This is a genomic window from Ostreiculturibacter nitratireducens (genome assembly GCF_032670585.1).
Taxonomy (GTDB): Bacteria; Pseudomonadota; Alphaproteobacteria; order Rhodobacterales; family Rhodobacteraceae; genus Ostreiculturibacter; species Ostreiculturibacter nitratireducens.
On record NZ_JAVQHL010000002.1, the window covers coordinates 1,173,310 to 1,195,983 of the forward strand.

Below are 22,674 nucleotides of genomic sequence, written 5' to 3' on the forward strand. Positions count from 1 at the left end.
TGCTCGTTTTCTTAGGCCGGCGATTAGACCATGCGGAGCGGGGGAGGCGCAAGTGCTGGGTGTGGTCTCCGCTACTCCCCCAAAATGTCGCGCAATGCGGGCAGGATCGTGCCGTCGTAGCCCGGCGCGGCCTCCGCGAACCAGAGCGCGTGGAGGACCGATTCCTCCACCGCCTCGACGGCCGCGAGGAAGAAGGCGTCCATTGCGGATTCGGAAAGGCGCCGGATGGGCTCCACCGCCCGCTCCGAGGCGGCGTCGATCTGGTTTGCCGTCGTGAAGGCCACCGCGACGTCTCCGCTACCATGGGCGAGGAAGCTGCCCAGCCGCCCGAGCCCCGCCGAGGCACGGCGCGCGAGCCGGTTCAGCTGGCGCGATCCCATCGGCGCGTCGGTCGCCATCACGATGATGATCGAGCCCTTGTCGGTCCCGCCCTCCGCGCCGCCCGGCGGGGCGATGCGGCGGCCCAGGACGCGCAGTTCCTCCCGCGCGCCGAAATTCGACAGGACCAGCGCACCAAGCGAGAATTCGGCCCCCATCGTGCGCACGATGCGCGAGGCGGTTCCGATGCCGCCCGCCATCCCGAAGGTCCGCATCCCGGTGCCCGCGCCGACGGTTCCCTGCGCGACCTCGACGCCCGCGGCACCGACTGCGGCGCGTACATGCGCCTCGGTCACGGGCAGTGCCTGCATGTCGTTCAGGATGCCGTCGTTGCACTCCATGACGAGCGCGTTCAGGGATGGCGCGCCGCGACCGATGCCGGGATTGGCTTCGATTGCCATCCGGGTCAGCGCCGCGGCGCAGGCGGGAACGGCCATCGTGTTGGTCAGGAGGATCGGCGTTTCGATCTCGCCCAATTCCTCGAGCTGCATGAGCCCCGCGCTCTTGCCGAAGCCGTTCAGCGTGGCCGCGCCGGCCACGACCTTGCGGCGGAAGAGGTCCCCGGCATGAGGGAGGATCGCCGTCACGCCGGTCCGCGCGCTGCCTTCGCGTATCGTGGCATGGCCGACCTTGACGCCGGGAACGTCCGTGATCGCGTTGAGCGGCCCGGGCGGCAGCGACCACCAGAGCCCTTCGGCGTCGAAGACCCGCCCGCCGTCTGCCGAATGGCGTTCCGTCCCCATCTGCTGCCTCCTCTCGCTCCGGTTCTCAGGCGGGCTCGGCCATGCGCTTTTCCCACATCGCTTGGAATGCGGGGCGCGACTGGCAAGCCTTCAGCCATTTCTCCAGTGCCGGGAATTCCCCGATGAGCGTGGCATGGGCCTGCGCATAGCGCACGATTTCGGCCATGTTGATGTCGGCGACCGTGAAGCGGCCGCCGATCATGTGCCCCTCGGTGGCAAGATGCGCGTCGATGACCTTCAGTGGTCGGCGCAGCTTCTCCGCCTCGCGCGCCACCTCGGCCTCGCCCTCGGGCGTCGCGGCGCGCCCCTCGACATGGGCATACAGGATTGCCAGAGCCGGCGCCTCGACCGACGTCGCGCCATAGAGCGCCCACTGCAGCATGGCCGCTTCCTCCCGATCGTCCTTCGGGGCGAGCGGCCCGCCGTGCTTCTTCACGATATACATGTTGATCGCGAGCGACTCCGTGAGGACGAAGCCATCGTCCTCCATCGCCGGGATCGCGCCCGTCGCGGTGATCTTCAGGAACTCGGGCGAAAGCGTGTTCATCGGCGCGTCCGGCGCCGAGGCGTCCTTGAGCCGGTAGGCCTGGATCACCGGAACCTGCCTGAGCTCGATCCCCAGTTCGTTTGCCAGCCAGAAGTTGCGCGACGCGCGGCTCCTGTAGACGCCGTAGATCGTGATCATCCCTGTCCTCCGCTCTCGGGAATTCGTCATGCAACGCGTAGCGCGGGTAATCCGGGCAGGGAAGGGGGCGCGGGGGAGAAGGCTGTTTTTGACCGGTATCAAGGCGTTCGAAGCGGTTTTCGGATAAAGGACTCAGGCTGAAAATAGAGGAGACGACGCATGGCAGAAACGGTGAACGCGAAGGCGAACGGCGCGGCGGAAGAGGTGGTCGTGGCGCAGGCGGCGGAGCAGGGGGACGCGCCCCCGCGCAATGAAGAGGCGCCCGCGCGAAGCGCAGAGGGGCCGAAGACTTTCCCCAAGGTCGATGCCAGCGCAATCCGGCATGCCTTCGAATCCGGCAAGTATCCATATGCGCGCAAGATGGCCCGCTCCGCCTACGAAGAGGAAAAGGCCCAGCTCCAGGCCGAACTCCTGAAGGTGCAGCTCTGGGCGCAGGAGACGGGGCAGAAGTTCGTCATCCTGTTCGAAGGTCGTGATGCCGCCGGGAAGGGGGGAACGATCAAGCGCTTCATGGAGCACCTGAACCCCCGCTTCGCCCGCGTCGTGGCCTTGCAGAAACCTTCGGACCGAGAGAAGGGCCAGTGGTTCTTCCAGCGCTATATCGAGCATCTGCCGACTGCGGGCGAAATGGTCTTCTACGACCGCTCCTGGTACAACCGCGCGGGCGTGGAGCGCGTCATGGGCTTCTGCACGCCGACCGAGTATCTCGAATTCATGCGCCAGGCCCCCGAGTTCGAACGCATGCTGGTCCGGTCCGGCATCCGGCTCTACAAGTACTGGTTCTCCGTCACGCAGGCTGAACAGCGCCGCCGCTTCAAGGCGCGCGAGACCGATCCGCTGAAGCGCTGGAAGCTGTCGCCCATCGACAAGGCGAGCCTCGACAAGTGGGACGACTACACCGAGGCGAAGGAGGCGATGTTCTTCTACACCGATACGGCGGACGCGCCCTGGGTGATCGTCAAGTCGAACGACAAGAAGCGTGCGCGCCTCAACTGCATGCGGCACTTCCTCTCGACGCTCGATTACCCGGACAAGGATCCGACCGTGGCTACGCCCCCCGATCCGCTGATCGTCGGCCGTGCGAGCCACGTCGTCCACCACTCCGACCACATCCTTGGCACCTCGCTTCATCCCGATCAGCGGCGGGCGAAGTCAGCGAAGCGGGCTGCTGCCGAGGTAGCGAAGAAGCCCGCCGGATCAGAGCCGGCGAACTGAGTGCGCCGCGGCCGCTTGCCGCGCCGATACGCAGCGCGACAGTTCCGCGCCGGAGAGTGCGATGACGAGCCTGTGGGATGAACGCTTCGCCGGAGAGGAATTCCTCTTCGGCACGGAGCCTGCGGACTTCCTGCGCCGCGAGGCGCGCCGAATTGCGGTCGGTGCGCGCGTTCTTTCCGTGGCCGACGGGGAGGGACGGAACTCCGTGTTCCTGGGGAGGCAGGGGGCTTTCGTAACGGCGATGGATTCCTCTGTGGTCGCGCTTGAGAAGGCACGACGCTTCGCTGCCCGCGAAGGCGTCGACGTGGATTTCCGCCATTCCGACATCGCCGACTGGCACTGGGAGGAGGCGGCCTTCGACGCCGTGCTCGCCGTCTTCATCCAGTTCGCGCCGCCCGCACTGCGCGACAAGATCTTCGCGGGCATCGCGCGCACGCTGCGGCCAGGCGGGCTGCTGCTTCTTCACGGCTACGCGCCGCGGCAGGTCGGATACGGCACTGGCGGGCCGGGCAAGGAGGAGAACCTGTACACCCTGCCCATGCTTCGCGAGGCTTTCGCGGGGTTCGAGGTTCTGAACGCGGCGGACTACGACGCCGACATTTCGGAAGGACGCGGCCATTCCGGGCGCTCGGCGCTCATCGATTTCGTGGCCCTGAAGCCGGGGCAATCATAGGGGGGTAAGGATGCGTATTTTCTTCACGGGCGGCAGCGGCAAGGCGGGGCGGCACTCCGTCGACTATCTGATCGCCAAGGGTCACAAGGTCCTCAACGCCGATCTCTTGCCCCTGAATCATCCGGGCGTGGCGAACCTGAAGGTCGACGTAACCGACGCAGGGCAGGTCTTCAACGCCATGACCGCCTACATCCCGGACGAGATCGATGCCGGCGCGGGCGCGCCTCCGCGCTTCGACGCGGTCGTGCATTTCGCCGCGGTGCCCGCGATGTTCCTGCGCCCGGACAACGAATGCTTCCGCATCAATGCCGTCTCCACCTACAACGTGATCGAGGCGGCGGTTAAGCTCGGCATCCGCAAGATCATCATCGCCTCGTCCGAAACGACGTATGGCGTGTGTTTCGCCGATGGCGAGAAGAAGCCGATCTACCTGCCCGTGGACGAGGAACACCCGACCGTGCCCGAGGACAGCTACGCCATGTCCAAGGTCGTCAACGAGGCGACCGCGCGCAGCTTCCAGGAACGCTCCGGCTTCGACATCTACGCGCTCAGGATCAACAACGTCATCGAGCCGCACGAATACGAGGAGAATTTCCCGGGTTACTTCCAGCGCCCAGCGGTGCGGCGGAGGAATTTCTTCGCCTATATCGACGCCCGCGACCTCGGCCAGATGGTGCATCGCTGCCTGATGAAGGACGGGCTTGGCTACCAGGTCTTCAACGTCGCGAACGATGACCACTCGGTGGACATGGACACCTCCGAGATCGTCCAGCAGTTCTACGCCGACGTCCCCCTCAAGCGCGAGATGCACAAGCGGGAAAGCTTCTACTCGAACGCAAAGGCAAGGGAGATGCTGGGCTTCGCGCCGGAATGGAACTGGCCCGGGCATCTGAAGCGCTAGCGAATTCGCGCACGCCGCGATGACGTGGGGGGAGGAAGGCTCCCAGCCGGCTGAGTCCTCTGGACCCGGAGCTTCGCCGCGTCTAAGGCTCGCCAATGACCCGGTCGCGGATCACATATGCCGCCCATGCGAGGGCGCTTCTTGCGCTGGGCGTGCCGCTCGTCGGCTCGCACCTGGCGCAGGCGGCGCTTCATGTCAGCGACACGGTGATGCTCGGATGGTATGGGGTCGCGCCCCTCGCGGCCGTGGTCCTGGGCTCCAGCACGTTCTTCACCCTTTTCGTCCTGGGCGCGGGCTTCGCCATAGCCGTGATGCCGATGGTCGCGAATGCGCTGGGGCGCGGGGACGAGGTGCAGGTCCGCCGAGACACGCGGATGGGGCTGTGGCTGTCGATCCTTTACGGCGCGGTTGTCCTGCCGGTTCTCTGGTGGTCGCGCCCGATTCTGGAGGCGATGGGACAGGAGCCGGAGATCGCCGCTCTAGCACAGGACTATCTGCGGATCGCGGGCTTCGGGATGATCCCTGCGCTTCTGGTCATGGTCCTGAAGAGTTATCTTTCTGCGCTGGAACATGCCGGCTTCGTTCTCTGGGGCACGCTGGCCGGGGTCGCGCTGAACGTTGCCCTGAACTGGGCTCTCATCTTCGGGAACTGGGGCGCGCCCGAGCTCGGCGTCCGGGGCGCGGCCATCGCGACGCTGGCAACACAACTCCTGACGGTCGCTCTCCTCGCCGCCTATGCGGCGGCCCACAGGGACCTGCGCCGCTTCACCCTCTTCGCGCGCTTCTGGCGCGCCGACTGGCCGGCCTTCGCCCAGGTGTTCCGCCTCGGCTGGCCGATCGGCCTGACCGGACTTGCCGAGGGCGGTCTCTTCTCCGCCTCATCGATCATGATGGGATGGGTCGGCACGGTGGAACTCGCCGCCCATGGCATTGCGCTTCAGGTGGCCTCCGTCGCGTTCATGGTCCATCTCGGCCTGTCCAACGCCGCCACCGTCAGGGCCGGCCGCGCCGCCGGGTCAGGGAACGCGGAAGCCCTGCGCGACGGAGCGATCGCGGCGATCGCGCTTTCTTTCCTCGTGGGCCTCGTCATGGTCACGCTGTTCCTCACGGTGCCCGCCCAGATCGTCGGCCTTTTCCTCGACGCGACGAACCCGAGCGCGCCCGACGTTCTCGCCTTCGGCATCGTTCTCCTCGCGACGGCGGCTCTGTTTCAGCTTTTCGATGCGATGCAGGCGATGGCGCTCGGATTCCTCCGGGGCGTGCAGGACACGCGAATCCCAATGTGGATCGCGGCCTTCAGCTACTGGATCGTCGGCGTTCCGGTCAGCTATGCGCTTGCCTTCCCGATGGGCTTCGGCGGACCCGGCCTCTGGCTCGGGCTGACGGCAGGTCTCGCCGTGGCCGCCGCGCTTCTCATGACGCGGTTCTGGTGGGGGCGGGGGCTCAGAACCCGTCCATCCCTGGCAATCCCGCAGCGATGATCCGACTGCCGAAAAGCGCCTCGCCCTCCGGGCTCCAGTGGTCCCCGTCGCTCCAGTAGAGGACGTCGCAGGTCATGAAATCGTGCCCCATGTCGAGCGGTGGAAACCGTCCCAGCGCGGCGTAGGTGACGTTCGGTGCGCGTTCGGCCACGGTGGCTTCGATCGCGCGGTCGAGCCTTTCGAAGGCGTCACGCTGGTTGGGGCGCAGGTCGTAGCCGTGATCGCAGCCGTGCCGAAGAAGGAGGTTGGGCGACACATGCGGTTCGATCCGTGGCGCGAGCCAGACCACCGGAACGCGCCGCGCAAGCTCACCAAGGTAGTCAGCCGCCCTTGCTATCCGTTGCTGATCGGGCTCGAACCGGGGCAGCGGCACGTCCCAGGCGCTGCGCAGGAAGATCTGGCGCGAGCCGACCGCGCCTTCTTCGCTCAGCAGCAGATAGGAGCCCGACTGCGCATAGATCACCAGCGAGAAAAGATCGCTCCGCCGTTCGGCGAGTTCGGCGAATTCTTCGTATTTGCATCTTAGTTCAGGTTCGGAAAGCGGGCAGCCGCCAATCGCGAGCCCCATGACGAAGTCCCGCCGCGCCAAGGTCTGCAAGGCCGAGAAGACGTCGATTCCGTGGCTGTCGCCCAGGACCGCGACGCCCGGTCCGTGCCTGGCCGCGCAGTCCTCGATGCGCGCGACGGCGTTGGCGTCGAGAGCCTTCAGGTTGAAACGGCAGGGCCCGGCGTCCTCAGGCTCCCGATGCGCCTGCAGCGCGGCCTGCAGCAACTCGTAGGTCCGCGCCATCTCGGGGTTCGCGCGCATCCAGGACGTGTTGCCGCCATCGGTCGCCAGTCCGCCCACACCCAGCGCCAACAGCCCGACAAGGCTCAGCGCGGACCAGGAAAAGACCTGGCTCCGGCGCGGAAGAGCGGGCACTGACCGTCTTCGGAACGGCGTCTCGACATAGCGCCAGCTTGCCCAGGCGAGCGCGAGGGTCAGCACGACGAGTGCCGCCATCAACCACTCCGGCGGCGCCCCGATGCTTCGGACCCGCGCCAGCGCGAATAGTGGCTGGTGCCAAAGATAGGCGGAATAGCTGACAAGCCCGAGCGCCACGACCGGACGCAGCGACAGGAGCCGCGCCACTGGCCCGCTCTCCCGCGCGAAGAGTATGACCAGCGCCGCGCCCAGGACCGGCAGCGCCGTGTAGACCGAAGGCATCGGCGTCGCGCTGGTATAGAGAAGGATCGCCAAGCCCATCATGGCCATCCCCGCCGCCGCAAGAAGACCGGAGGCGCGGGTGCCCCAATGCCGTTCCGCGAATGCGCAGAGTGCGCCGATCATCAGCTCCCAGGCCCGCGAGCCGGTGAAGAAGAAGTTCGTGTCGGGATCGGTCCGCCAGCCGTATTCCGCCAGCGCGAGGCTGACCGTCGCGAGCGCCATGACGGCGAAGAGCGGACCACGTTGACCCATGCGCCAGGCGAGGAGCAGCATCAACGGGAACAGGACGTAGAATTGCTCTTCGACCGACAGGCTCCAGGTGTGAAGGAGAGGCTGTTCGGCTTCGCTTGGCGCGAAGTAGTCGAATTGCTGGCCGAACAGGATGTTCGACACGAAGAGCGCGACAGTCGCGATCGTCTCGCTGTAAGCCGCCCGTTCCGCAGGGAGCATGAGCGCCCAGGCGAACGGCCACGTCGCCAGCACGACGAAGACGAGCGCCGGCAGGATCCGCCGGGCGCGGCGTTCGTAGAAGGCAGCTATCGAAAACCGCCCCGCCTCGAGTTCGCCGGCGATGATCGTGGTGATCAGATAGCCCGAGATGACGAAGAAGATGTCGACCCCGACGTAGCCGCCGCCGAACCCGGAAAAGCCCGCGTGGAAGAGGATCACCGAGGCAACGGCGATGGCACGCAGGCCGTCGATTTCGGGGCGGTATTTCAGCGCCTTGGCGGACGCGCGACGGTCCCCGTGCGCGCCCACCGTCTCAAGCTCCGGCCGGTCCGGCCGGCTGATCTTTCATGATGCGATCCGCCTTCTTCCGCACCAGGACCGACCTGAGGTCGTGCATCGCGAGGAGCAGGGCGTCAGTGACGTCTTCGAGCTGCGCGTCGCTGGCTTTCGACTGCGCCCATTGGGTGGTCAGGTTGAGGTGGTCGACGGTCCTCAGGATGTCGTCCACCTCGCGTCGCTGCAGCTGCCCGATGCGGGCGGCCATCCAGTCATGGATCGCCTTCAGATCGCCCTCGGACAGCGACCGCTCGCCATGCGGCTTGATATCGCCGTTCTTCACGTTGACGACGGCGATCTGGTCCATCTCGATCCGGCGGTTGCGGTTTTCCGTGTCCACACGGAACACCGCGGCCCCGTTCTCACGGACGCGGAAGTAATAGTCCGGCAGATCGCCCGCCATGTCGCTCCTCAGCTCAATCCCGCGCAGAAGGCCTGGATGCGGCTGCAGGCCTCCGTCAACGCTGCCTCGGAGGTAGCGTAGCTGACGCGGAAGTTCGGCGAAAGCCCGAAGGCCGCGCCGAACACGACCGCGACGCCAGTCTCATCGAGAAGTGCCGTGGCAAAGGCCTCGTCGTCGGTGATCTTCGTGCCCCCGGCCGAGGTCTTGCCGATGCAGCCCGAGATGTCGGGATAGACGTAGAAAGCGCCTTCGGGTCGCGGGCAGGTCAAGCCCTTGGCCTGGTTCAGCATCGACACCACGAGATCGCGCCGCTTCTGGAACAGAAGCCGGTTCGCCGCGAGGAAATCCTGCGGACCATTGAGCGCCTCGACCGCCGCCCATTGCGCGATCGAGCAGGGGTTGGAGGTCGACTGCGACTGGATCGTGCTCATCGCGCGGATCAGTTCCACCGGCCCCGCCGCGTAGCCGATCCGCCAGCCCGTCATCGCATAGGCCTTCGACACGCCGTTGCAGGTCAGCGTCCGGTCATAAAGGCCCGGCTCCACCTGGGCGGGCGTCACGAATTCGAACCCGTCGAAGGTCAGGTGCTCATACATGTCGTCCGACATGATCCAGATGTGCGGGTGGCGCATCAGGACGTCAGTGAGCGCCTTGAGTTCCTCGCGCGTGTAGCCCGCGCCCGTCGGGTTCGAGGGCGAGTTGAAGATGAACCACTTGGTCTTCGGCGTGATCGCGGCTTCCAGGAGCGCCGGCGTCAGCTTGAACTGCGTCTCGATCCCGGCAGCGACCGGCACCGGCGTGCCGCCTGCCAGCAGCACCATGTCAGGGTAGCTCACCCAATAGGGCGCCGGGATGATGACCTCGTCGCCGGGGTTCAGCGTCGCCATCAGCGCGTTGTAGAGGACCTGCTTGCCGCCGGTGCCGACCGTCACCTGCTTCGGCGTATATTCGAGGCCGTTCTCGCGCTTGAACTTCGCGCAGATCGCCGCCTTGAGTTCCGGGATCCCGTCGACGGTGGTGTATTTCGTCTTGCCTTCGTCGATCGCCCGCTTGCCGGCGTCCTTGATGTTCTGCGGCGTGTCGAAATCCGGCTCGCCGGCGCCAAGGCCGATAACGTCCTTGCCCGCTGCCTTCAGCTCCGCGGCCTTTTGCGTGACTGCGATGGTGGGCGAGGGCTTCACGCGGGCGAGCGTGTCCGAAAGGAAGGCCATGAGGGGGCTCCGGTTTGAAGTTTCCGGGCATCTCCTTTAGGGTCGCGCCCAACGCTCATCAAGCACTAAAGGAGGAAAGACCGGTGACGGAGACAGTCCAGGATACGGAAGTGGCTCAGGAGGCCGGCAAAGGCTGGTTCAGCGCGGACACCGCGACCTTCGGCGACCGGTTGGCCGGCGCGCGCGAGTCGATCGGGCTTTCGCAGAAGGAAGTCGCCAATCGCCTTGGCGTGCGTCAAAAGACCCTCGTCGCCTGGGAGAACGACCTCTCCGAGCCTCGTTCCAACAAGCTCCAGATGCTGGCGGGCCTCCTCGGCGTGTCACTCATGTGGCTTCTTACGGGTGAGGGCGAAGGGATCGAAAGTCCCGACGAGCGCCGTCCGGACGCTGACGCCTCCGCGATGCTCTCCGAGATGCGGGCGCTGAGGACCGAGATCGGCAAAGCCTCGGAACGACTGGGGCGGCTCGAGAAGCGCCTCCGCCTGGTTCTTGCCGAGCGCGCGCCATGACAGAGGCTGTCGAGGTTCGCCTCAAGCGTCTCGCCATGCGGTCCTGGCGGCGCGGCACCAAGGAGATGGACCTGATCCTCGGCCCGTTCGCGGATGCGCGTCTGGCTGCGCTTTCGCCGGACGCCCTGGAGCTCTACGACGCGCTTCTCGAAGAGAACGACCAGGACCTCTACCCCTGGGTCACTGGTGCCGCTCCGGCGCCGGACCGTTTTGCCCCACTCCTGGCCGAAATCGCGGATTTCGCGCGAAGCCGTCATACTCCCGAACCCTGACGACCCGGTTCTGGTTCGCGTCTGGCGCGGCTTAACCGAAATTTCGGGATTTGGCCCCAGTCTCCGTTTCGGGCAGCGAACGGCGGAGATTGGTTTGATGACGATGCATGCTCATATGCAGGAGGCGCCGAAACAGGGCTTCATGCTCTGTTACCTCGAAAGCCTCTCGCTGGTGGAACGGCTCCACCGGTTGCTTCTGGATGTGATCAAGGACGAATTCGAACGCCTCGGGTTTCTTGAGATCAACGCGGTGCAGGCGCTTCTCCTGTTCAACATCGGCGAGAACGAGGTGACGGCCGGGGAACTGAAGAGCCGGGGCTACTACCAGGGCTCGAATGTCAGCTACAACCTCAAGAAGCTGGTGGAGGCGGGCTACATGCACCACCAGCGGTCCGAAATCGATCGCCGCTCGGTGCGTGTGAGGCTGACCGACAAGGGCCGCAAGGTGCGCGACGCCGTCGAAGCGCTCTTCGCGCGCCACGCTCAGGGAATGGAGACGCGGGGCGTCCTCGGCGCGGCCGGGCTCGATGACGTCAACACGATGCTGCGGCGGATGGAACGCTACTGGACCGACCAGATCCGCTATATCTACTGAGGTCGCGCGGCGGCGGGCTTTGGCTCGGTCCGGACCCGCATCCGGGGCACGGTTTCGCGGGTGCCGGGAAGGGCCCCTTGTGCCACTCGGCCACCCGGACGAAACTGGGCTTATCCCTTTTCGTCCCTGGGGACAGGGGCTGCGCCAATCCTCATCCCCTCCAGCTCTTTCAGCAGTTTCCGCACCATCGCCCGCTCGAAATCCTCGAAACCCAGCGCCGTTTCGACGAAGGCGTCGGGTCCGCGGATCACGTCGGCCCGGAACCATGCGGACAGTTCCGCCATGCCGGGTTCGCCGCCATCCCACGAGGGGTCGCGGTCGGCGCCGATCACGAGAGCATTCACCGTGACCCAGGGCGGAAGACCGATATCGCGCGGCCGGGGGCCGGCGTTGTTCAGACCATCCCCCGTCAGGTCGAGCGTCATCCGCGGGCAGTCGTCCCGGTCCGCAAGCAGGTCCGCGCCGTAGCGAAGGGCTGCCCCCACGGCGGTCTGCGGCGCGCCCGGCATCCGGGGGCGCGCACGCAACTCCGCCACGATCCGGTCGAGCGCAAGTGGTCCCGATACCTCGGTCCAGGGTAGGATCAGCCGGATATCCTCCGGCCCGCTCCAGTCGTAGACGGCGAGCCACACCGGCAGTTCCGGCATCTGCAACAGGGCTGCCCGCACCTCCGGGTGGTCGATCGCGCCCGCGAGGCCGCCCATCTGAAGCGCGTATTCCGCATCGTCGACCGAACCGGAGACGTCGAGCCCGACCGCCAGCGCCTGACGGCATTCGGCCCAGAGAAGCGAGGGCCACAGCGCGAGGAGGAACGCAATCCCCCTCATCCGCCCCGCTCCACGTTTTCGGCCTGGCCCAGAACCTGCTCCGCCAGTTCCCGCATCAGTTTTCGCCGGATCGCGCGAGGGAAGTCGGTATGCTGCGGTGCCACTTCGACGAATGCCCCACGGCCCCGGATCACCTCGCCCCGGTAATAGGCGACGATATCCGCCTCATGCCCTCCGATGGCGAGCGCGTTGACGAGGATGTCGCCGAAATCCTTCCGGCGGTAGGCGTCCGCCGGGCTCATCCCCTCGTTGTTGCGCCCATCGCCCGAAACGTCGATGACCCGCGCGACGCAGTCCGGCGCCTCGTCGAACAGCTGGCGCCCGAATTCCAGCGCATAGCCGATGGCCGTGGGGAGGCCGTAGCCCCAGCCCTCACGCGCCGCGATCACCCCGGCGACATGGTCTAGGTCCGCCTCGCTTGTCACCTCCGTCCAGCCGACGACGACCTCCTGATGCCGCCGCCCGCTCCATTCGTAGACGGCGATCGCCACGTGGTCCTCGGGGCCCAGGAACGCGGCGCGGATCTCCGGGTCCTGAAGCGCCAGCACCAGACCCTTCCGCTGCACCGAATAGTCGGCCGCATCCACCGACCGGGACACGTCGAAGGCAAGTTCCAGCGCCAGCCGGCAGGCCCCCTCCGCAGGCAGCGGAATACCCGCCAGCACCGCGAGGAGACCCGCCCTGACCATTACCAGTGCCCGGTATTGCCCATGCTGGCCCAGGGTTCGTGCGGCGTCAGCGCCTCGCCCATCTGGAGAAGCTCGATCGACACGTTGTCGGGCGAACGCACGAAGGCCATCCTCCCGTCCCGCGGCGGCCGGTTGATGACCACCCCGTTGTCCATCAGGTGCTGGCACATGTCGTAGATGTTCTCGACCTCGTAGGCGAGGTGGCCGAAATGCCGGCTGTCGGAAGGCAGCCCGTCATCCCCGTCCCAGTTGTAGGTCAGCTCCACCGGGCATTCCTCCTGCCCGGGCGGCGCCATGAACACAAGCGTGAAGCGCCCCGTCTCGTTCTCGTGGCGCCGCGTCTCCTTGAGCCCCAGAAGCTCGTAGAACGCCATCGACTTCTCGAGGTCCAGCACCCGGACCATCGTGTGGAGATACCTTATCTTCATCCCCGCCTCCTTTCTCCTCGACGGAAACCCTATCCTATCGCCGCGCCCCGGCGAAGCCCCTTCGCTCCACTTCATATGGCGGTTCCACCAGAGCCTCCCCCAATATAAAGTCACCTCAACGCGATTCCCGGCGAAGGAGGCCCCCATGACGCTGACCCCCGAACAGAAGGCCGAAATCGAGGAGGCCCGGTCCCACACGCGCCAGACCCTGCGCGCCGTCTCGGAGGGGATGGAGAAGCACCTCTACAATGCCCACGAGGTCCTCGACCATGGCCTCGTCCGCGTCATCGACTACATGGGCGACGACGCCGCGATCTGCCAGGCGGCGCGGGTTTCCTACGGCCGGGGCACAAAGGCCGTGTCGAACGATGAGGGCCTCATCCGCTACCTCATGCGCCACTGGCACTCGACCCCGTTCGAGATGTGCGAGGTCAAGTTCCACGTCAAACTGCCGGTCTTCGTCGCCCGCCAGTGGATTCGCCACCGCACCGCGAACGTCAACGAATACTCCGCCCGCTACTCGATCCTGGACCGGGAGTTCTACATCCCCGCGCCCGAACACCTCGCCGCCCAGTCCACCGCGAACGCGCAGGGCCGCGGCGAACTGCTGGAGGGGGAGGAGGCGCAGCGCGTCCTCGACTGGCTCCGCGACGACGCGACCCGCGCCTACGACCACTACGAGGAAATGCTGAGCCAGGAGGGCCAGAAGGGCCTCGCGCGCGAGCTTGCCCGGATGAACCTGCCCGCCAACATCTACACCCAGTGGTACTGGAAGATCGACCTCCACAACCTCTTCCACTTCCTGCGCCTGCGCGCCGACTCCCACGCCCAGTACGAGATCCGCGCCTATGCCGAGACGATGTGCGGCATCGTGAAGGACTGGGTCCCGCTCGCCTATGGCGCGTTCGAGGACTACCGCATGGGCGGCGCCCAGCTCTCCCAAAGGGCGATCGAAGTCTTGAAACGTCGCCTCAAAGGTGAGACCGTCACGCAGGAGACCTCCGGCATGTCGAAGGGCGAGTGGAGGGAGTTCGAGGAGGTTTGGGGGTGAGATTGTGATTGTGCCCCCTTTGATTGAAGGCCCTCTTCAAAGGCAGATACTATTAATGAAGCTCCTTCACGAGATGGAGCGACGTCCAGCTTTTGGCCGACAATATAACAACGATCCGGATGGGCCGATTCGCCTTTGGATTGCCCGTACCCAGTCATTGGTAGACCGAGTTAGCATTAAGCGTTCAATTGAGTTTGGTGCAGCATTGTCTACTTCATCTCAATGTTGGGTGCCAGCAATGGCCGCGCTTCAAATTGCAGTTCGCAGTGCGATCGAAGACCTGAAGCTCGAACTTGAACTCTTTCAGAATGATCAGATTGGGACGATCTACGATGTCGGACAAGAGTATAGGTTCGCAAAAGACCTTCTGGCGATAGTGGAAAACGCAGATTCTGAGATCTTCGTTGTCGATCCATACTTCGCTCCGTCTGCATTTACGCTAGTCTTTTCGGAAGTAGAAGTAGTCTCCGCGACAGTGCGAATACTCATGGGAAAAGGTGCCGACGGAGTGAGAGAGGTTAGCCGAAGATACACTGCCGAGACGGGCGTGAGTGTGGATGTGCGGACGTCTAAATCGATACACGACCGGCTGTTATTTATCGACAAGAGCGAGTGTTGGTTGATCGGTGGATCCGTGAAGGATGGCGGAAAAAAGCCAACCTATATTATGCCTGTGCAGCCAGCACTTGTTGCGAAAAAACTAGAAATCTACGAGGAAATCTGGGCCAAGGCAAACAAAGTGCCCACTCCGTAATCAGTAGGGTGCGCATTCATTGCGCACCACTCCACTCGCGTGCCAAACCATGATGCGCAATGAATGCGCATCCTACGCCATCGCCGGAGCCCCGGAGGCATCGCGGTGATAGGATGAGAACGGCCAATCGGCCGGGTCCTCCACCAATCCATGCTTCACCGGATTGATCCAGCAATAGCGCACATGGGCGCGAAGGTCGTCCTCGTCGCGGATATGATGTTCCCAGAACCGCCTCTGCCAGATGCCGTGCTCGCGCCGCACCGCATGGCTTGGCCGCCGCTCGACATGCGGCATGGCGCGCGAGAACCGCGCCTTGATCACGCTCCACCGTGTCGAGAAATCCGAATCTCCGTCCGGCAAGGTCCAGACGCAGTGCATGTGATCCGGCAATACGACCCAGGCGTCGATGAAGAAGGGTCTTTCCGCGCGTGTCTGCCGAACGGACTGGCGCAACGTCTCTATCTCGCGCGTCAGCAAGTCCGATCCGCGCGTGGCAAGTGTGACCGTGAAGAACACGGTTGCACCGGGCAGCTTGGGGCGTCGATAGTTTGACATGCCCCAGGATCAACCGATCCTGGTAAACAAACCCTTGCAGGGTGCCCCGCCATGTCCGACCTCACCCGCTTCCTCGACGCGCAGTTCTCCACCTGGCCCGCGGCGCTGGCCGAGTTGAAGGAGGAGCGCAAGACCACGCACTGGATGTGGTTCATCTTTCCGCAACTGAAATCTCTTGGCCGCTCGGCCACCGCTCAGCATTTCGGCATCGAGGACCTGTCCGAGGCGCGGGACTACCTCGCCCACCCGGTGCTCGGCGAACGTCTGACCGAGGCCGCCCGCGCCCTCCTCGCCCATCGGGGCCAAACCGCCGAGGCGATCCTCGGGCCCATCGACGCGCTGAAGCTCCGCTCCTCCGCCACGCTCTTCCGCGAGGCGGGCGGCGGGCCGGAGTTCCAGGCCATCCTCGACGTCTTCTACGGCGGCGAGGCCTGCCCCCTCACGCTCGCCGAACTTGCACCCCGGCGCGGGGCCTGATTAACCCCTTCCAACCCATCGAAGGAGGCGAGGCATGATCCTCTACGGCATCCCCAGCTGCGACAGCTGCCGCAAGGCCCTGAAGGAAATCCGCGCTGCCGGGCAGGAGGTGGAGTTCCGCGACATCCGCACCGAGCCGCTGACCGAGGCCGAGCGGGGCGAGTTCCTCGACGCCTTCGGAGACGCGCTGATCAACCGCGCCTCGACCACCTGGCGCGGATTGTCGGAGGAAGAGCGGGCCGGGGACGCCGGTGCTCTTCTTGCGGCGAACCCGACGCTGATGAAGCGTCCGGTGATCCGCGAAGGTGAAAGCCTGCATCTTGGGTGGAAACCCGACACCAGGGCGAGGGTTCTAAAGGCCTAGTTCCAAATACAAAGGCCCGCGCCGGGCGCGGGCCACAGTAGCCGCTTGAGCGACGTTCAGAGCAGCTTCAGGTCCGATGCCGAGGACCGGCCGTCGCGGCCCGCCTGCAGTTCGTAGCTGATCTTCTGATTGTCGTTCAGGCTCTTCAGACCCGCCCGCTCCACGGCAGAGATATGGACGAACACATCCTTCCCGCCGTCATCGGGCGCGATGAACCCATAACCCTTCGTCGTATTGAACCATTTCACGGTGCCAGTGGCCATCCGCTTCCTCCATCTCAAGTACTCCCCGGCACCATGCCGGGGCCGTGCAGCCAGGTCTTTCGGGTCTTCCGGCTGCCCCGAAACGAGGGAGGCGGTAGGAAAGTCCGCAGTCACGCGAGAAGGAGCATGGCAAAACCCGGTAAAAAATCAAGTGGGCAGAGTTGTGGCCCGATTGTGACGTTGCGCGGTCAGGAATCGATCGGCTGACAGGGGGCCGCCGCCGAGGAAAACCGGCACGAGAAGGACCACGATCCAGAACGCCCGCTGGTCGAGGATCAGCGCCCCGGACGCCCCGTCGAACCACGCGCCGAGATCGCCGCCCGTGACGCCGTGGCCGTAGATATCCGTCAGGCTCTGCACGGTCACGAAGCCGATCATCCCGAGGCAGGCGAGCCGCGTGAACAGCCCCGCCACGATGAGCGCCGGCAGCAGGAACTCCGCCCACATGCCCGCCGTCACGACGGCCCAGTGGAAGAGGCCGAGTTGCGAGACATCGTAGCCCGCGGCCTCGGCCGCCTTCGGGAAGATCTGGATGTAGGCGCCGCTTGATGGGGAGATGAAGCCGAAAACTCCGTCCCCGAGCTTCGTTGCGGCGGAGCGCCAGAAATACATTAGCAGCACGGCGGCGAAGACCGCCCTCGCCAACGTCGGCAGGACTGCCGGGGCCAGAGCCATCAGGCGGCGCGCGATTGCGTCGTGGATCGCAATGACCGTGTTCATGGCGCTTCCTCCTTAATCTCAGCTATCGCGCCACTGCCGATCAGCACCGCGAAGATCGCCGCCGGATCGACCCCGGCAGCGTCCAGCGCCGGACCGAGAGGTTCCCCGTCCTGAAGCCGAGCGACGGCCTCGCCGCCGCCCGGCGGAAGAAGCCGCGGGCTCGGGTCGAAGCCCGGCCGGGTCACCAGGACGTCTTCGGCGCGCATAGCGGGCGAGGGGGCTCCTTCCTCGGCATTCGCGCTCCAGATCGCGTGAAGAGGCCAACGCGACCGGAGAAGGGTCACGGCGGGGGCGAAGACGACCCGTGCCGCCAGAAGGCGTTCGGGCAGCATGTCGACCGCGGTCAGGGCTTTCGCGTCGGCCGCGTGGTAGGCCCGCCGCAGCGCCAGCTCCAGCCGTGCGACGTCGGGCAGGTATCCGAGGTGGGCGACCGGCGGGAAGGTTTCGAGGAAGGCCGGCATCTCGGCCCCGTAGAACATCAGGATGGGAGTGGCCGGAGGATGCGCGCGCAGGTAGATGCCCGCCATCGCGTCGAAGAACTCTTCGCCGACGATCTTCCTGACGACCGGAAAGGCCGTTCGCAAGGCCTCGGTCAGGCTCACAGCCACGTTATTGCGGTAGACTGCAAACCGGCGCCCCGCAGGTGCGCCGCCCGGGCCCTGAAGGCCGTGCGGCACCGCATGGTCGGGGTCCAAGAGTGCTTCGGTAAAGGCCGACTGGTTCATGCCGTCACCCTTTCGAGCACGCGTGCCGCGCGCGCCGCCTCTTCGGCCAGCACGGGCCATTCGGGGACGTCGTTGTCCCACTCGATCAGCGTGGGCTTGGCGCCGCCCCGCGCCAGAGTATGGGCGTAGAGCGCCCAGACCGGGTCCACGACCTCGCAGCCGTGGCTGTCGATCAGGAGCGGCAGGCCAGCGTCGTCCGCCTGTTCGTCATGTCCGCCAAGATGGATCTCTCCGACGAGGTCCATCGGGAAACGGTCGATGTAATCGACGGGATCGGCCTGACGGTTTGTGCAGGCGACGAAGACGTTGTTCACGTCGAGGAGAAGCCCGCAGCCGGTCCGACGGGCGATCCCGGTCAGGAATTCGATCTCGTCCATCTCGGTCTCCGCGAAGGCGAGATAGGTCGAGGGGTTTTCAAGAAGCATCGCGCGGCCCAGGGCCTCCTGCACCTCTTCGATATGCTCGCTGACGCGGGCCAGAGTCTTGCGGGTGTAGGGCAGCGGCAGAAGGTCGTTCAGGAAGGCGCCCTCGTGCGTTGACCAGGCGAGGTGTTCGGAGAAACTCGCCGGTTGCAGCCAGGCCACGAGGTGCTTCAGCCGGGACAGGTGATCCCTGTCGAGCGGGCCTTCGCCGCCGATCGACAGGCCGACCCCGTGGACGGAGATCGGGAACCTTTCGGCGAGATGGCGCAGCTGGGCGATCGGCCGGCCGCCATCACCCATGTAGTTTTCTGCATGGATTTCCAGCCATTCGACCGGGGCTGGCGCCTCCAGTATGTTCGAAAAATGCTGGGGCTTGTAGCCCACGCCCGGACCAGCGGGCAGCGTTGCCTTAGGGGATTGGTCGAACATGTCAGCCTCCCGGACTGGGGCGCCCCCGGCGGGAACCGGGGGCGCCGGTTCTTCAGCTCTGCGGGATGTCGCGCTCGAGCGCTTCGAGAGAGCCCATGCGGGCCGTGCCGTCTGCCATCTCGGGCAGCTCCATGGTCTCGCAGGTCCCGGCCGGAACGAGCTTCCAGGAGTTACCCTGATAGTCCACCTTCGAGGTGCCCGCGCAGGTCGTTCCCGGACCCGCGGCGCAGTCGTTCTCCCCGGCGAGGGCGACGCCGAAGCACTTCTCCATTTCCTGAGCGGCGGCCGGCGTGGCGATGTGCGCGGAAAATGCGGCAGCCAGTGCGGAGGCCACGGCGAGAGTCTTCACGTTATGAGACATTTCTTCTTCCCTTGTTTTGTTCGTTCAAGCGTCGTCTGTTCGCGACAAGGAAAGGCTAGGGGAGGCGTCCGCTCACACGCCATTCACGGAGCCGTGGCCCACGCCTCCGTGACGATCTGAAACAAAACTGCGGCAAGCTGTCGCAGCAAAAAGGCAAGAGGCGCGGGGGGGGCGCCCGCGCCTCTTTTTCGACTGCAAATCAAGAGTTTAGCGAAGGTCTGGCGGGGTCGCTTCAGCTGCCAGGGATGCCACGACCTCGTCCAGCGCAAGTGTTTCGGTCCGCGTCTCTCCGAGGCGGCGAACTGAAACACTTCTCTCTTCCACTTCGCGCATGCCGACGGCCAGGATCACCGGCACTTTACCGACGGAATGCTCGCGGACCTTGTAGTTGATCTTCTCGTTGCGGACGTCGGCCTCTGCCCGGACGCCCTTCGCGCGGAGCGCGGCGACCACTTCCTCGACATAGGCATCCGCGTCCGAGACGATGGAGGCGACCACCACTTGCCGGGGGGCGAGCCAGAAGGGCAGCTTCCCTGCGTGGTTCTCGATCAGGATACCGATGAACCGCTCGAAAGAACCGAGCGTCGCGCGGTGGAGCATGACCGGGCGGTGCTTCGCCCCGTCCTCGCCGATGTAGTTGGCGTCCAGCCGCTCGGGCAGGACGAAGTCCACCTGCAGCGTGCCGCACTGCCAGTCCCGCCCGATCGCGTCCGTGAGGACGAATTCAAGCTTCGGCCCGTAGAAGGCGCCTTCGCCGGGGTTCAGCGTGAATTCGTAGCCAGCCGCCCGCGTCGCGGACATGAGCGCGGCCTCGGCCTTGTCCCAAGTTTCGTCGCTGCCGGCCCGAAGCTCCGGCCGGTCGGAGAACTTGATCTTGAAGGTCTCGAAGCCGAGGTCCCCATAGATGGCGTCCAGGAACTCGATGAACCGGCGCGTCTCGCTTTCGATCTGGTCCTCGCGGCAGAAGATATGCGCGTCGTCCTGGGTGAAGCCCCGGACCCGCATGATCCCGTGCAGCGCGCCCGAGGGCTCGTACCGGTTGCAGGAGCCGAATTCCGCCATGCGCAGAGGCAGGTCTCGGTAGCTCTTCAGTCCGACGTTGAAGATCTGCACGTGGCAGGGGCAGTTCATTGGCTTCAGCGCGTTGACGGTCTTTTCGCGCGCGTGCTCCTCGTCCACCTCGACGATGAACATGTGTTCCTGGTAGTTCGCCCAGTGGCCGGATTTCTCCCACAGCACTCGGTTCACGACCTGAGGGGTGTTCACCTCGACATAGCCGCCGATGCGCTGCCGCCGCCGCATGTAGTCCTGCAATTCGGTGTAGATCGTCCAGCCGTTGGGGTGCCAGAAGATCTGCCCCGGCGCCTCTTCCTGCATATGGAAGAGGTCCATCTCGCGCCCAAGCCGGCGGTGGTCGCGCTTGGCGGCCTCCTCGAGCATGGTCAGGTAGGCCTTCAGGTCCTCACGGTTCCGGAACGCGACGCCATAGATACGCTGGAGCATCTGGCGCGAGGAATCGCCGCGCCAGTACGCTCCGGCGACGTTCATCAGCTTGAAGGCATCGGCCGGCAGCTGCCCGGTATGCTGAAGGTGCGGTCCCCGGCAGAGGTCCTGCCAGTGGCCATGCCAGTACATCCGGATCGGCTCTCCGTTCGGGATCGCCTCGACCAGTTCGACCTTGTAGGGCTCGTTGTTGGCCTCGTAGAAGCGGATCGCACGGTCGCGGTCCCAGACCTCGGTCGTCACCGGGTCGCGGCGGTTGATGATTTCCTTCATCTTCGCCTCGATCTGGCCGAGGTCCTCCGGCGTGAAGGGCTCCTCGCGGTCGAAGTCGTAATACCAGCCGTTCTCGATGACCGGACCGATGGTGACCTTCACCTCGGGCCAGAGTTCCTGCACGGCGCGCGCCATCACATGCGCGAAGTCGTGCCGGATGAGTTCAAGCGCCTGCGCATCGTCCTTCATGGTGTGAATGGCGATATGCGATGACCTGTCGATCGGCCATTGCAGGTCGAAATGCTTCCCGTCGATCGTGGCCGAAATCGCGGCCTTGGCGAGCGACGGCGCGATCGACGCGGCCACTTCCGCCGGGGTCACCCCCTCGGAGAAATTGCGGCTGTTGCCATCGGGAAATGTAAGGGTGATCTCGGCCATTGCCGTTCTCCTCGTCGGTTTGGCGCCCACGGAACGCCCGGTTGCGGGTTATGTCCGGCGCCCTATCTGGCTGTGGGGCCGGGGGAAGTCAACGGGGAAGGGCATACGATGAACTGGTCGGAGGAGGCATTCGCGCTCCTCGCGGATGCGGAGGAGGAGGCCGGGGATCTTCAGCCGGAAGCGCGCGAGGCCGAGGCTGGGAATTTCCTTCGCCATGCCGCTTCGCTCGCCGCGACCAAGGTGGCCGACGGGCTGATCGACCCCAAACTTGTCCTTGCCTGGCTCCTCACGCATCTCGGCTCGCCGGCGTTCCTCGTCGGCCTTCTCGTGCCGATCCGCGAGGCGGGTGCGCTTTTGCCCCAACTCGTGACGGCCGCGCGGATCCGCTCTCTGCCCCGCCGCAAATGGGTCTGGGCCGGGGCATCCCTCGTGCAGGGCCTCGCGGCGGCGGCGATCGGGCTGTCGGCGATTTCCCTCGATGGCGCCGCCGCGGGCATTGCCGTCACGCTGGCCTTGGCCGCCCTGGCGCTGGCCCGATCCGCAGCATCGGTGAGCTACAAGGACGTTCTTGGAAAGACCGTGGGCAAGTCGAGGCGTGGCGCGGCGACCGGCCTTGCCAGCTCCGCGGCCTCCGCCGCCGTCCTTGTTTTCGCGCTCGCCTTGATCCTGCGGCCCGAGGCGCGCTTCGCGCTGGTCCTCGCGGCGCTCGTCGTCGCATCGATTCTGTGGCTCGCAGCCTCCGCCCTCTTCGCGACGCTCCGGGAGCCCGCACAGCCGGGGCAGAGGTCCGGCGCGCTTGCCCAGCTGGGCCTCCTGCGCGAGGATGCCCAACTCCGCCGCTTCATCGCGGCGCGTGGCCTACTCGTCGCGACCGCGCTTGCGCCACCCTACCTGGTCCTGCTCGGTGCCGGCGATACGGCGCTCGAAACGCTTGGCGCGCTTGTCCTCGCCTCCGCCTTGGCGTCTCTTCTGTCCTCATACGTCTGGGGCCGCCTTGCCGATCGTTCCTCGCGCCTTGTCCTGATCCGTGCGGGGCTTCTTGCCGCGCTGCCGCTGGCCCTCGCGCCCGTCCTTCCCGCCGTCGGTCTGCTCGATACGCCCTGGGCGCTTCCGCTCAGTCTCTTCGTCCTGATGATCGCCTACCACGGGGTCCGTCAGGGACGCTCCACCTATCTTGTCGACACGGCCCCACCCGAGGCGCGTGCCGCATATGCGGCACTCGCCAACACCGCGATCGGGATACTCCTCCTTGCCGCCGGGGTCTTCGGGGCGCTCGCGTCGAGTTTCGGCGCCGGCGTCACGCTCGGACTCTTCGCCGTCATGAGCGTTGCAGGGGCGTGGGTCGCGCGGGGCCTTGCCGAGGCGGAGGCCTGAGCCTTGCATCCCCCGTCCGCTC

General features: G+C 65.7%; 27 protein-coding genes. 12 read left to right on the forward strand and 15 right to left on the reverse strand.

What is annotated here, in order from left to right; translation table 11 throughout:
• Positions 1-71: 71 nt before the first annotated feature.
• The gene (locus tag ABCN56_RS13075; RefSeq protein WP_343081231.1) at positions 72-1,121 is read right to left on the reverse strand and encodes a DmpA family aminopeptidase; all 1,050 of its coding nucleotides are present in this window, start codon (positions 1,119-1,121) and stop codon (positions 72-74) included.
• 25 nt (positions 1,122-1,146) lie between these two features.
• Entirely contained in the window at positions 1,147-1,806 is a 660-nt protein-coding gene (locus ABCN56_RS13080; RefSeq protein WP_343081232.1) for a glutathione S-transferase family protein, read from the reverse strand.
• A 159-nt stretch (positions 1,807-1,965) separates the two neighbouring features.
• Here ABCN56_RS13080 and ppk2 point away from each other — a divergent pair, with 159 nt between their 5' ends.
• The 4 genes from ppk2 (at position 1,966) to ABCN56_RS13100 (ending at position 6,076) form a co-directional block, all read left to right on the forward strand.
• On the forward strand, positions 1,966-3,021 hold the full coding sequence (gene ppk2, locus ABCN56_RS13085) for a polyphosphate kinase 2 (protein WP_343081233.1): 1,056 nt from the start codon (positions 1,966-1,968) through the stop codon (positions 3,019-3,021).
• A 61-nt stretch (positions 3,022-3,082) separates the two neighbouring features.
• A complete protein-coding gene (locus ABCN56_RS13090; protein ID WP_343081234.1) occupies positions 3,083-3,694 on the forward strand; it encodes an SAM-dependent methyltransferase in 612 nt (203 codons plus the stop codon).
• A gap of 10 nt (positions 3,695-3,704) precedes the next feature.
• Positions 3,705-4,595: an NAD-dependent epimerase/dehydratase family protein gene (locus ABCN56_RS13095; RefSeq protein ID WP_343081235.1), complete on the forward strand. Its 891-nt coding sequence runs from the start codon at positions 3,705-3,707 to the stop codon at positions 4,593-4,595.
• Positions 4,596-4,690: 95 nt separating this feature from the next.
• Positions 4,691-6,076, forward strand: coding sequence for an MATE family efflux transporter (locus ABCN56_RS13100; protein WP_343081236.1), 1,386 nt, complete (start codon positions 4,691-4,693; stop codon positions 6,074-6,076).
• On the opposite strand, the gene ABCN56_RS13105 is transcribed toward ABCN56_RS13100, so the two are convergent.
• Genes ABCN56_RS13105 through ABCN56_RS13115 form a run of 3 tightly spaced genes read right to left on the reverse strand, consistent with a single transcriptional unit; the run spans position 6,039 to position 9,683 of the window.
• On the reverse strand, positions 6,039-8,042 hold the full coding sequence (locus ABCN56_RS13105) for an acyltransferase family protein (RefSeq protein ID WP_343081237.1): 2,004 nt from the start codon (positions 8,040-8,042) through the stop codon (positions 6,039-6,041). The two genes, ABCN56_RS13100 and ABCN56_RS13105, sit on opposite strands and share 38 nt — an antisense overlap.
• A gap of 4 nt (positions 8,043-8,046) precedes the next feature.
• The gene (locus ABCN56_RS13110) at positions 8,047-8,472 is read right to left on the reverse strand and encodes a hypothetical protein (RefSeq protein WP_343081238.1); all 426 of its coding nucleotides are present in this window, start codon (positions 8,470-8,472) and stop codon (positions 8,047-8,049) included.
• 8 nt (positions 8,473-8,480) lie between these two features.
• Positions 8,481-9,683, reverse strand: a complete 1,203-nt coding sequence (locus ABCN56_RS13115) for a pyridoxal phosphate-dependent aminotransferase (protein WP_343081239.1) — start codon at positions 9,681-9,683, stop codon at positions 8,481-8,483.
• An 83-nt stretch (positions 9,684-9,766) separates the two neighbouring features.
• On the opposite strand from ABCN56_RS13115, the gene ABCN56_RS13120 reads away from it, so the two are divergent.
• From ABCN56_RS13120 to ABCN56_RS13130, 3 genes are all read left to right on the forward strand, one after another.
• Entirely contained in the window at positions 9,767-10,192 is a 426-nt protein-coding gene (locus ABCN56_RS13120; protein ID WP_343081240.1) for a helix-turn-helix domain-containing protein, read from the forward strand.
• Positions 10,189-10,464 (forward strand): FAD assembly factor SdhE, encoded by a 276-nt coding sequence (locus ABCN56_RS13125; protein WP_343081241.1) that lies wholly within the window; start codon positions 10,189-10,191, stop codon positions 10,462-10,464. Before ABCN56_RS13120 ends, ABCN56_RS13125 begins: the two co-directional genes overlap by 4 nt.
• 97 nt (positions 10,465-10,561) lie before the next feature.
• Entirely contained in the window at positions 10,562-11,059 is a 498-nt protein-coding gene (locus ABCN56_RS13130) for a MarR family winged helix-turn-helix transcriptional regulator (protein ID WP_343081242.1), read from the forward strand.
• 110 nt (positions 11,060-11,169) lie between these two features.
• On the opposite strand, the gene ABCN56_RS13135 is transcribed toward ABCN56_RS13130, so the two are convergent.
• The 3 genes from ABCN56_RS13135 to ABCN56_RS13145 are packed head-to-tail and all read right to left on the reverse strand — an operon-like array spanning position 11,170 to position 13,003.
• A complete protein-coding gene (locus ABCN56_RS13135; protein WP_343081243.1) occupies positions 11,170-11,886 on the reverse strand; it encodes a DUF1194 domain-containing protein in 717 nt (238 codons plus the stop codon).
• A complete protein-coding gene (locus ABCN56_RS13140) occupies positions 11,883-12,575 on the reverse strand; it encodes a DUF1194 domain-containing protein (RefSeq protein WP_343081244.1) in 693 nt (230 codons plus the stop codon). The genes ABCN56_RS13135 and ABCN56_RS13140 overlap by 4 nt, the downstream gene beginning before the upstream one ends.
• The gene (locus tag ABCN56_RS13145; RefSeq protein WP_343081245.1) at positions 12,575-13,003 is read right to left on the reverse strand and encodes a VOC family protein; all 429 of its coding nucleotides are present in this window, start codon (positions 13,001-13,003) and stop codon (positions 12,575-12,577) included. Before ABCN56_RS13145 ends, ABCN56_RS13140 begins: the two co-directional genes overlap by 1 nt.
• Positions 13,004-13,148: 145 nt before the next feature.
• Between ABCN56_RS13145 and thyX the strand changes: the two genes are divergently transcribed.
• Both thyX and ABCN56_RS13155 read left to right on the forward strand, forming a co-directional pair.
• Positions 13,149-14,054, forward strand: a complete 906-nt coding sequence (gene thyX, locus ABCN56_RS13150) for an FAD-dependent thymidylate synthase (RefSeq protein ID WP_343081246.1) — start codon at positions 13,149-13,151, stop codon at positions 14,052-14,054.
• 55 nt (positions 14,055-14,109) lie between these two features.
• A complete protein-coding gene (locus tag ABCN56_RS13155) occupies positions 14,110-14,808 on the forward strand; it encodes a hypothetical protein (protein ID WP_343081247.1) in 699 nt (232 codons plus the stop codon).
• 72 nt (positions 14,809-14,880) lie between these two features.
• Here ABCN56_RS13155 and ABCN56_RS13160 read toward each other — a convergent pair whose 3' ends face one another.
• Positions 14,881-15,363 (reverse strand): REP-associated tyrosine transposase, encoded by a 483-nt coding sequence (locus ABCN56_RS13160; protein WP_343081248.1) that lies wholly within the window; start codon positions 15,361-15,363, stop codon positions 14,881-14,883.
• 51 nt (positions 15,364-15,414) lie between these two features.
• Between ABCN56_RS13160 and ABCN56_RS13165 the strand changes: the two genes are divergently transcribed.
• Positions 15,415-15,840 (forward strand): DUF1810 domain-containing protein, encoded by a 426-nt coding sequence (locus ABCN56_RS13165; protein WP_343081249.1) that lies wholly within the window; start codon positions 15,415-15,417, stop codon positions 15,838-15,840.
• Between the two features lie 34 nt (positions 15,841-15,874).
• Positions 15,875-16,204 carry an arsenate reductase family protein gene (locus ABCN56_RS13170; RefSeq protein WP_343081250.1) on the forward strand — a complete coding sequence of 110 codons (330 nt, stop codon included), beginning with the start codon at positions 15,875-15,877 and terminating at the stop codon, positions 16,202-16,204.
• Positions 16,205-16,260: 56 nt separating this feature from the next.
• Here ABCN56_RS13170 and ABCN56_RS13175 read toward each other — a convergent pair whose 3' ends face one another.
• The 6 genes from ABCN56_RS13175 to thrS all read right to left on the reverse strand — a co-directional run bounded on the left by ABCN56_RS13175 (position 16,261) and on the right by thrS (position 21,278).
• On the reverse strand, positions 16,261-16,467 hold the full coding sequence (locus ABCN56_RS13175; RefSeq protein WP_343081251.1) for a cold-shock protein: 207 nt from the start codon (positions 16,465-16,467) through the stop codon (positions 16,261-16,263).
• Positions 16,468-16,614: 147 nt separating this feature from the next.
• Positions 16,615-17,187 (reverse strand): hypothetical protein, encoded by a 573-nt coding sequence (locus ABCN56_RS13180; protein WP_343081252.1) that lies wholly within the window; start codon positions 17,185-17,187, stop codon positions 16,615-16,617.
• Positions 17,184-17,912 (reverse strand): HvfC/BufC N-terminal domain-containing protein, encoded by a 729-nt coding sequence (locus tag ABCN56_RS13185; RefSeq protein WP_343081253.1) that lies wholly within the window; start codon positions 17,910-17,912, stop codon positions 17,184-17,186. The genes ABCN56_RS13180 and ABCN56_RS13185 overlap by 4 nt, the downstream gene beginning before the upstream one ends.
• Positions 17,909-18,763, reverse strand: coding sequence for an MNIO family bufferin maturase (bufB, locus tag ABCN56_RS13190; protein WP_343081254.1), 855 nt, complete (start codon positions 18,761-18,763; stop codon positions 17,909-17,911). Before bufB ends, ABCN56_RS13185 begins: the two co-directional genes overlap by 4 nt.
• A 52-nt stretch (positions 18,764-18,815) precedes the next feature.
• Entirely contained in the window at positions 18,816-19,124 is a 309-nt protein-coding gene (locus ABCN56_RS13195; RefSeq protein ID WP_343081255.1) for a BufA1 family periplasmic bufferin-type metallophore, read from the reverse strand.
• A 207-nt stretch (positions 19,125-19,331) separates the two neighbouring features.
• Positions 19,332-21,278, reverse strand: coding sequence for a threonine--tRNA ligase (thrS, locus tag ABCN56_RS13200; protein ID WP_343081256.1), 1,947 nt, complete (start codon positions 21,276-21,278; stop codon positions 19,332-19,334).
• 108 nt (positions 21,279-21,386) lie between these two features.
• On the opposite strand from thrS, the gene ABCN56_RS13205 reads away from it, so the two are divergent.
• Positions 21,387-22,652, forward strand: a complete 1,266-nt coding sequence (locus ABCN56_RS13205) for an MFS transporter (protein WP_343081257.1) — start codon at positions 21,387-21,389, stop codon at positions 22,650-22,652.
• Positions 22,653-22,674: the final 22 nt, after the last annotated feature.

Excerpts from the sequence above, each read along its gene's own strand:
- ABCN56_RS13165 (WP_343081249.1), top strand. The coding sequence starts at position 15,415 with ATGTCCGACCTCACCCGCTTCCTCGACGCGCAGTTCTCCACCTGGCCC.
- ABCN56_RS13135 (WP_343081243.1), bottom strand. The coding sequence starts at position 11,886 with ATGAGGGGGATTGCGTTCCTCCTCGCGCTGTGGCCCTCGCTTCTCTGG.
- ABCN56_RS13145 (WP_343081245.1), bottom strand. The coding sequence starts at position 13,003 with ATGAAGATAAGGTATCTCCACACGATGGTCCGGGTGCTGGACCTCGAG.
- ABCN56_RS13130 (WP_343081242.1), top strand. The coding sequence starts at position 10,562 with ATGACGATGCATGCTCATATGCAGGAGGCGCCGAAACAGGGCTTCATG.
- thyX (WP_343081246.1), top strand. The coding sequence starts at position 13,149 with ATGACGCTGACCCCCGAACAGAAGGCCGAAATCGAGGAGGCCCGGTCC.
- bufB (WP_343081254.1), bottom strand. The coding sequence starts at position 18,763 with ATGTTCGACCAATCCCCTAAGGCAACGCTGCCCGCTGGTCCGGGCGTG.
- ABCN56_RS13205 (WP_343081257.1), top strand. The coding sequence starts at position 21,387 with ATGAACTGGTCGGAGGAGGCATTCGCGCTCCTCGCGGATGCGGAGGAG.
- ABCN56_RS13155 (WP_343081247.1), top strand. The coding sequence starts at position 14,110 with ATGAAGCTCCTTCACGAGATGGAGCGACGTCCAGCTTTTGGCCGACAA.
- ABCN56_RS13170 (WP_343081250.1), top strand. The coding sequence starts at position 15,875 with ATGATCCTCTACGGCATCCCCAGCTGCGACAGCTGCCGCAAGGCCCTG.
- ABCN56_RS13100 (WP_343081236.1), top strand. The coding sequence starts at position 4,691 with ATGACCCGGTCGCGGATCACATATGCCGCCCATGCGAGGGCGCTTCTT.
- thrS (WP_343081256.1), bottom strand. The coding sequence starts at position 21,278 with ATGGCCGAGATCACCCTTACATTTCCCGATGGCAACAGCCGCAATTTC.
- ppk2 (WP_343081233.1), top strand. The coding sequence starts at position 1,966 with ATGGCAGAAACGGTGAACGCGAAGGCGAACGGCGCGGCGGAAGAGGTG.
- ABCN56_RS13090 (WP_343081234.1), top strand. The coding sequence starts at position 3,083 with ATGACGAGCCTGTGGGATGAACGCTTCGCCGGAGAGGAATTCCTCTTC.
- ABCN56_RS13080 (WP_343081232.1), bottom strand. The coding sequence starts at position 1,806 with ATGATCACGATCTACGGCGTCTACAGGAGCCGCGCGTCGCGCAACTTC.
- ABCN56_RS13195 (WP_343081255.1), bottom strand. The coding sequence starts at position 19,124 with ATGTCTCATAACGTGAAGACTCTCGCCGTGGCCTCCGCACTGGCTGCC.
- ABCN56_RS13185 (WP_343081253.1), bottom strand. The coding sequence starts at position 17,912 with ATGAACCAGTCGGCCTTTACCGAAGCACTCTTGGACCCCGACCATGCG.
- ABCN56_RS13075 (WP_343081231.1), bottom strand. The coding sequence starts at position 1,121 with ATGGGGACGGAACGCCATTCGGCAGACGGCGGGCGGGTCTTCGACGCC.
- ABCN56_RS13180 (WP_343081252.1), bottom strand. The coding sequence starts at position 17,187 with ATGAACACGGTCATTGCGATCCACGACGCAATCGCGCGCCGCCTGATG.
- ABCN56_RS13110 (WP_343081238.1), bottom strand. The coding sequence starts at position 8,472 with ATGGCGGGCGATCTGCCGGACTATTACTTCCGCGTCCGTGAGAACGGG.
- ABCN56_RS13175 (WP_343081251.1), bottom strand. The coding sequence starts at position 16,467 with ATGGCCACTGGCACCGTGAAATGGTTCAATACGACGAAGGGTTATGGG.
- ABCN56_RS13095 (WP_343081235.1), top strand. The coding sequence starts at position 3,705 with ATGCGTATTTTCTTCACGGGCGGCAGCGGCAAGGCGGGGCGGCACTCC.
- ABCN56_RS13115 (WP_343081239.1), bottom strand. The coding sequence starts at position 9,683 with ATGGCCTTCCTTTCGGACACGCTCGCCCGCGTGAAGCCCTCGCCCACC.
- ABCN56_RS13140 (WP_343081244.1), bottom strand. The coding sequence starts at position 12,575 with ATGGTCAGGGCGGGTCTCCTCGCGGTGCTGGCGGGTATTCCGCTGCCT.
- ABCN56_RS13125 (WP_343081241.1), top strand. The coding sequence starts at position 10,189 with ATGACAGAGGCTGTCGAGGTTCGCCTCAAGCGTCTCGCCATGCGGTCC.
- ABCN56_RS13160 (WP_343081248.1), bottom strand. The coding sequence starts at position 15,363 with ATGTCAAACTATCGACGCCCCAAGCTGCCCGGTGCAACCGTGTTCTTC.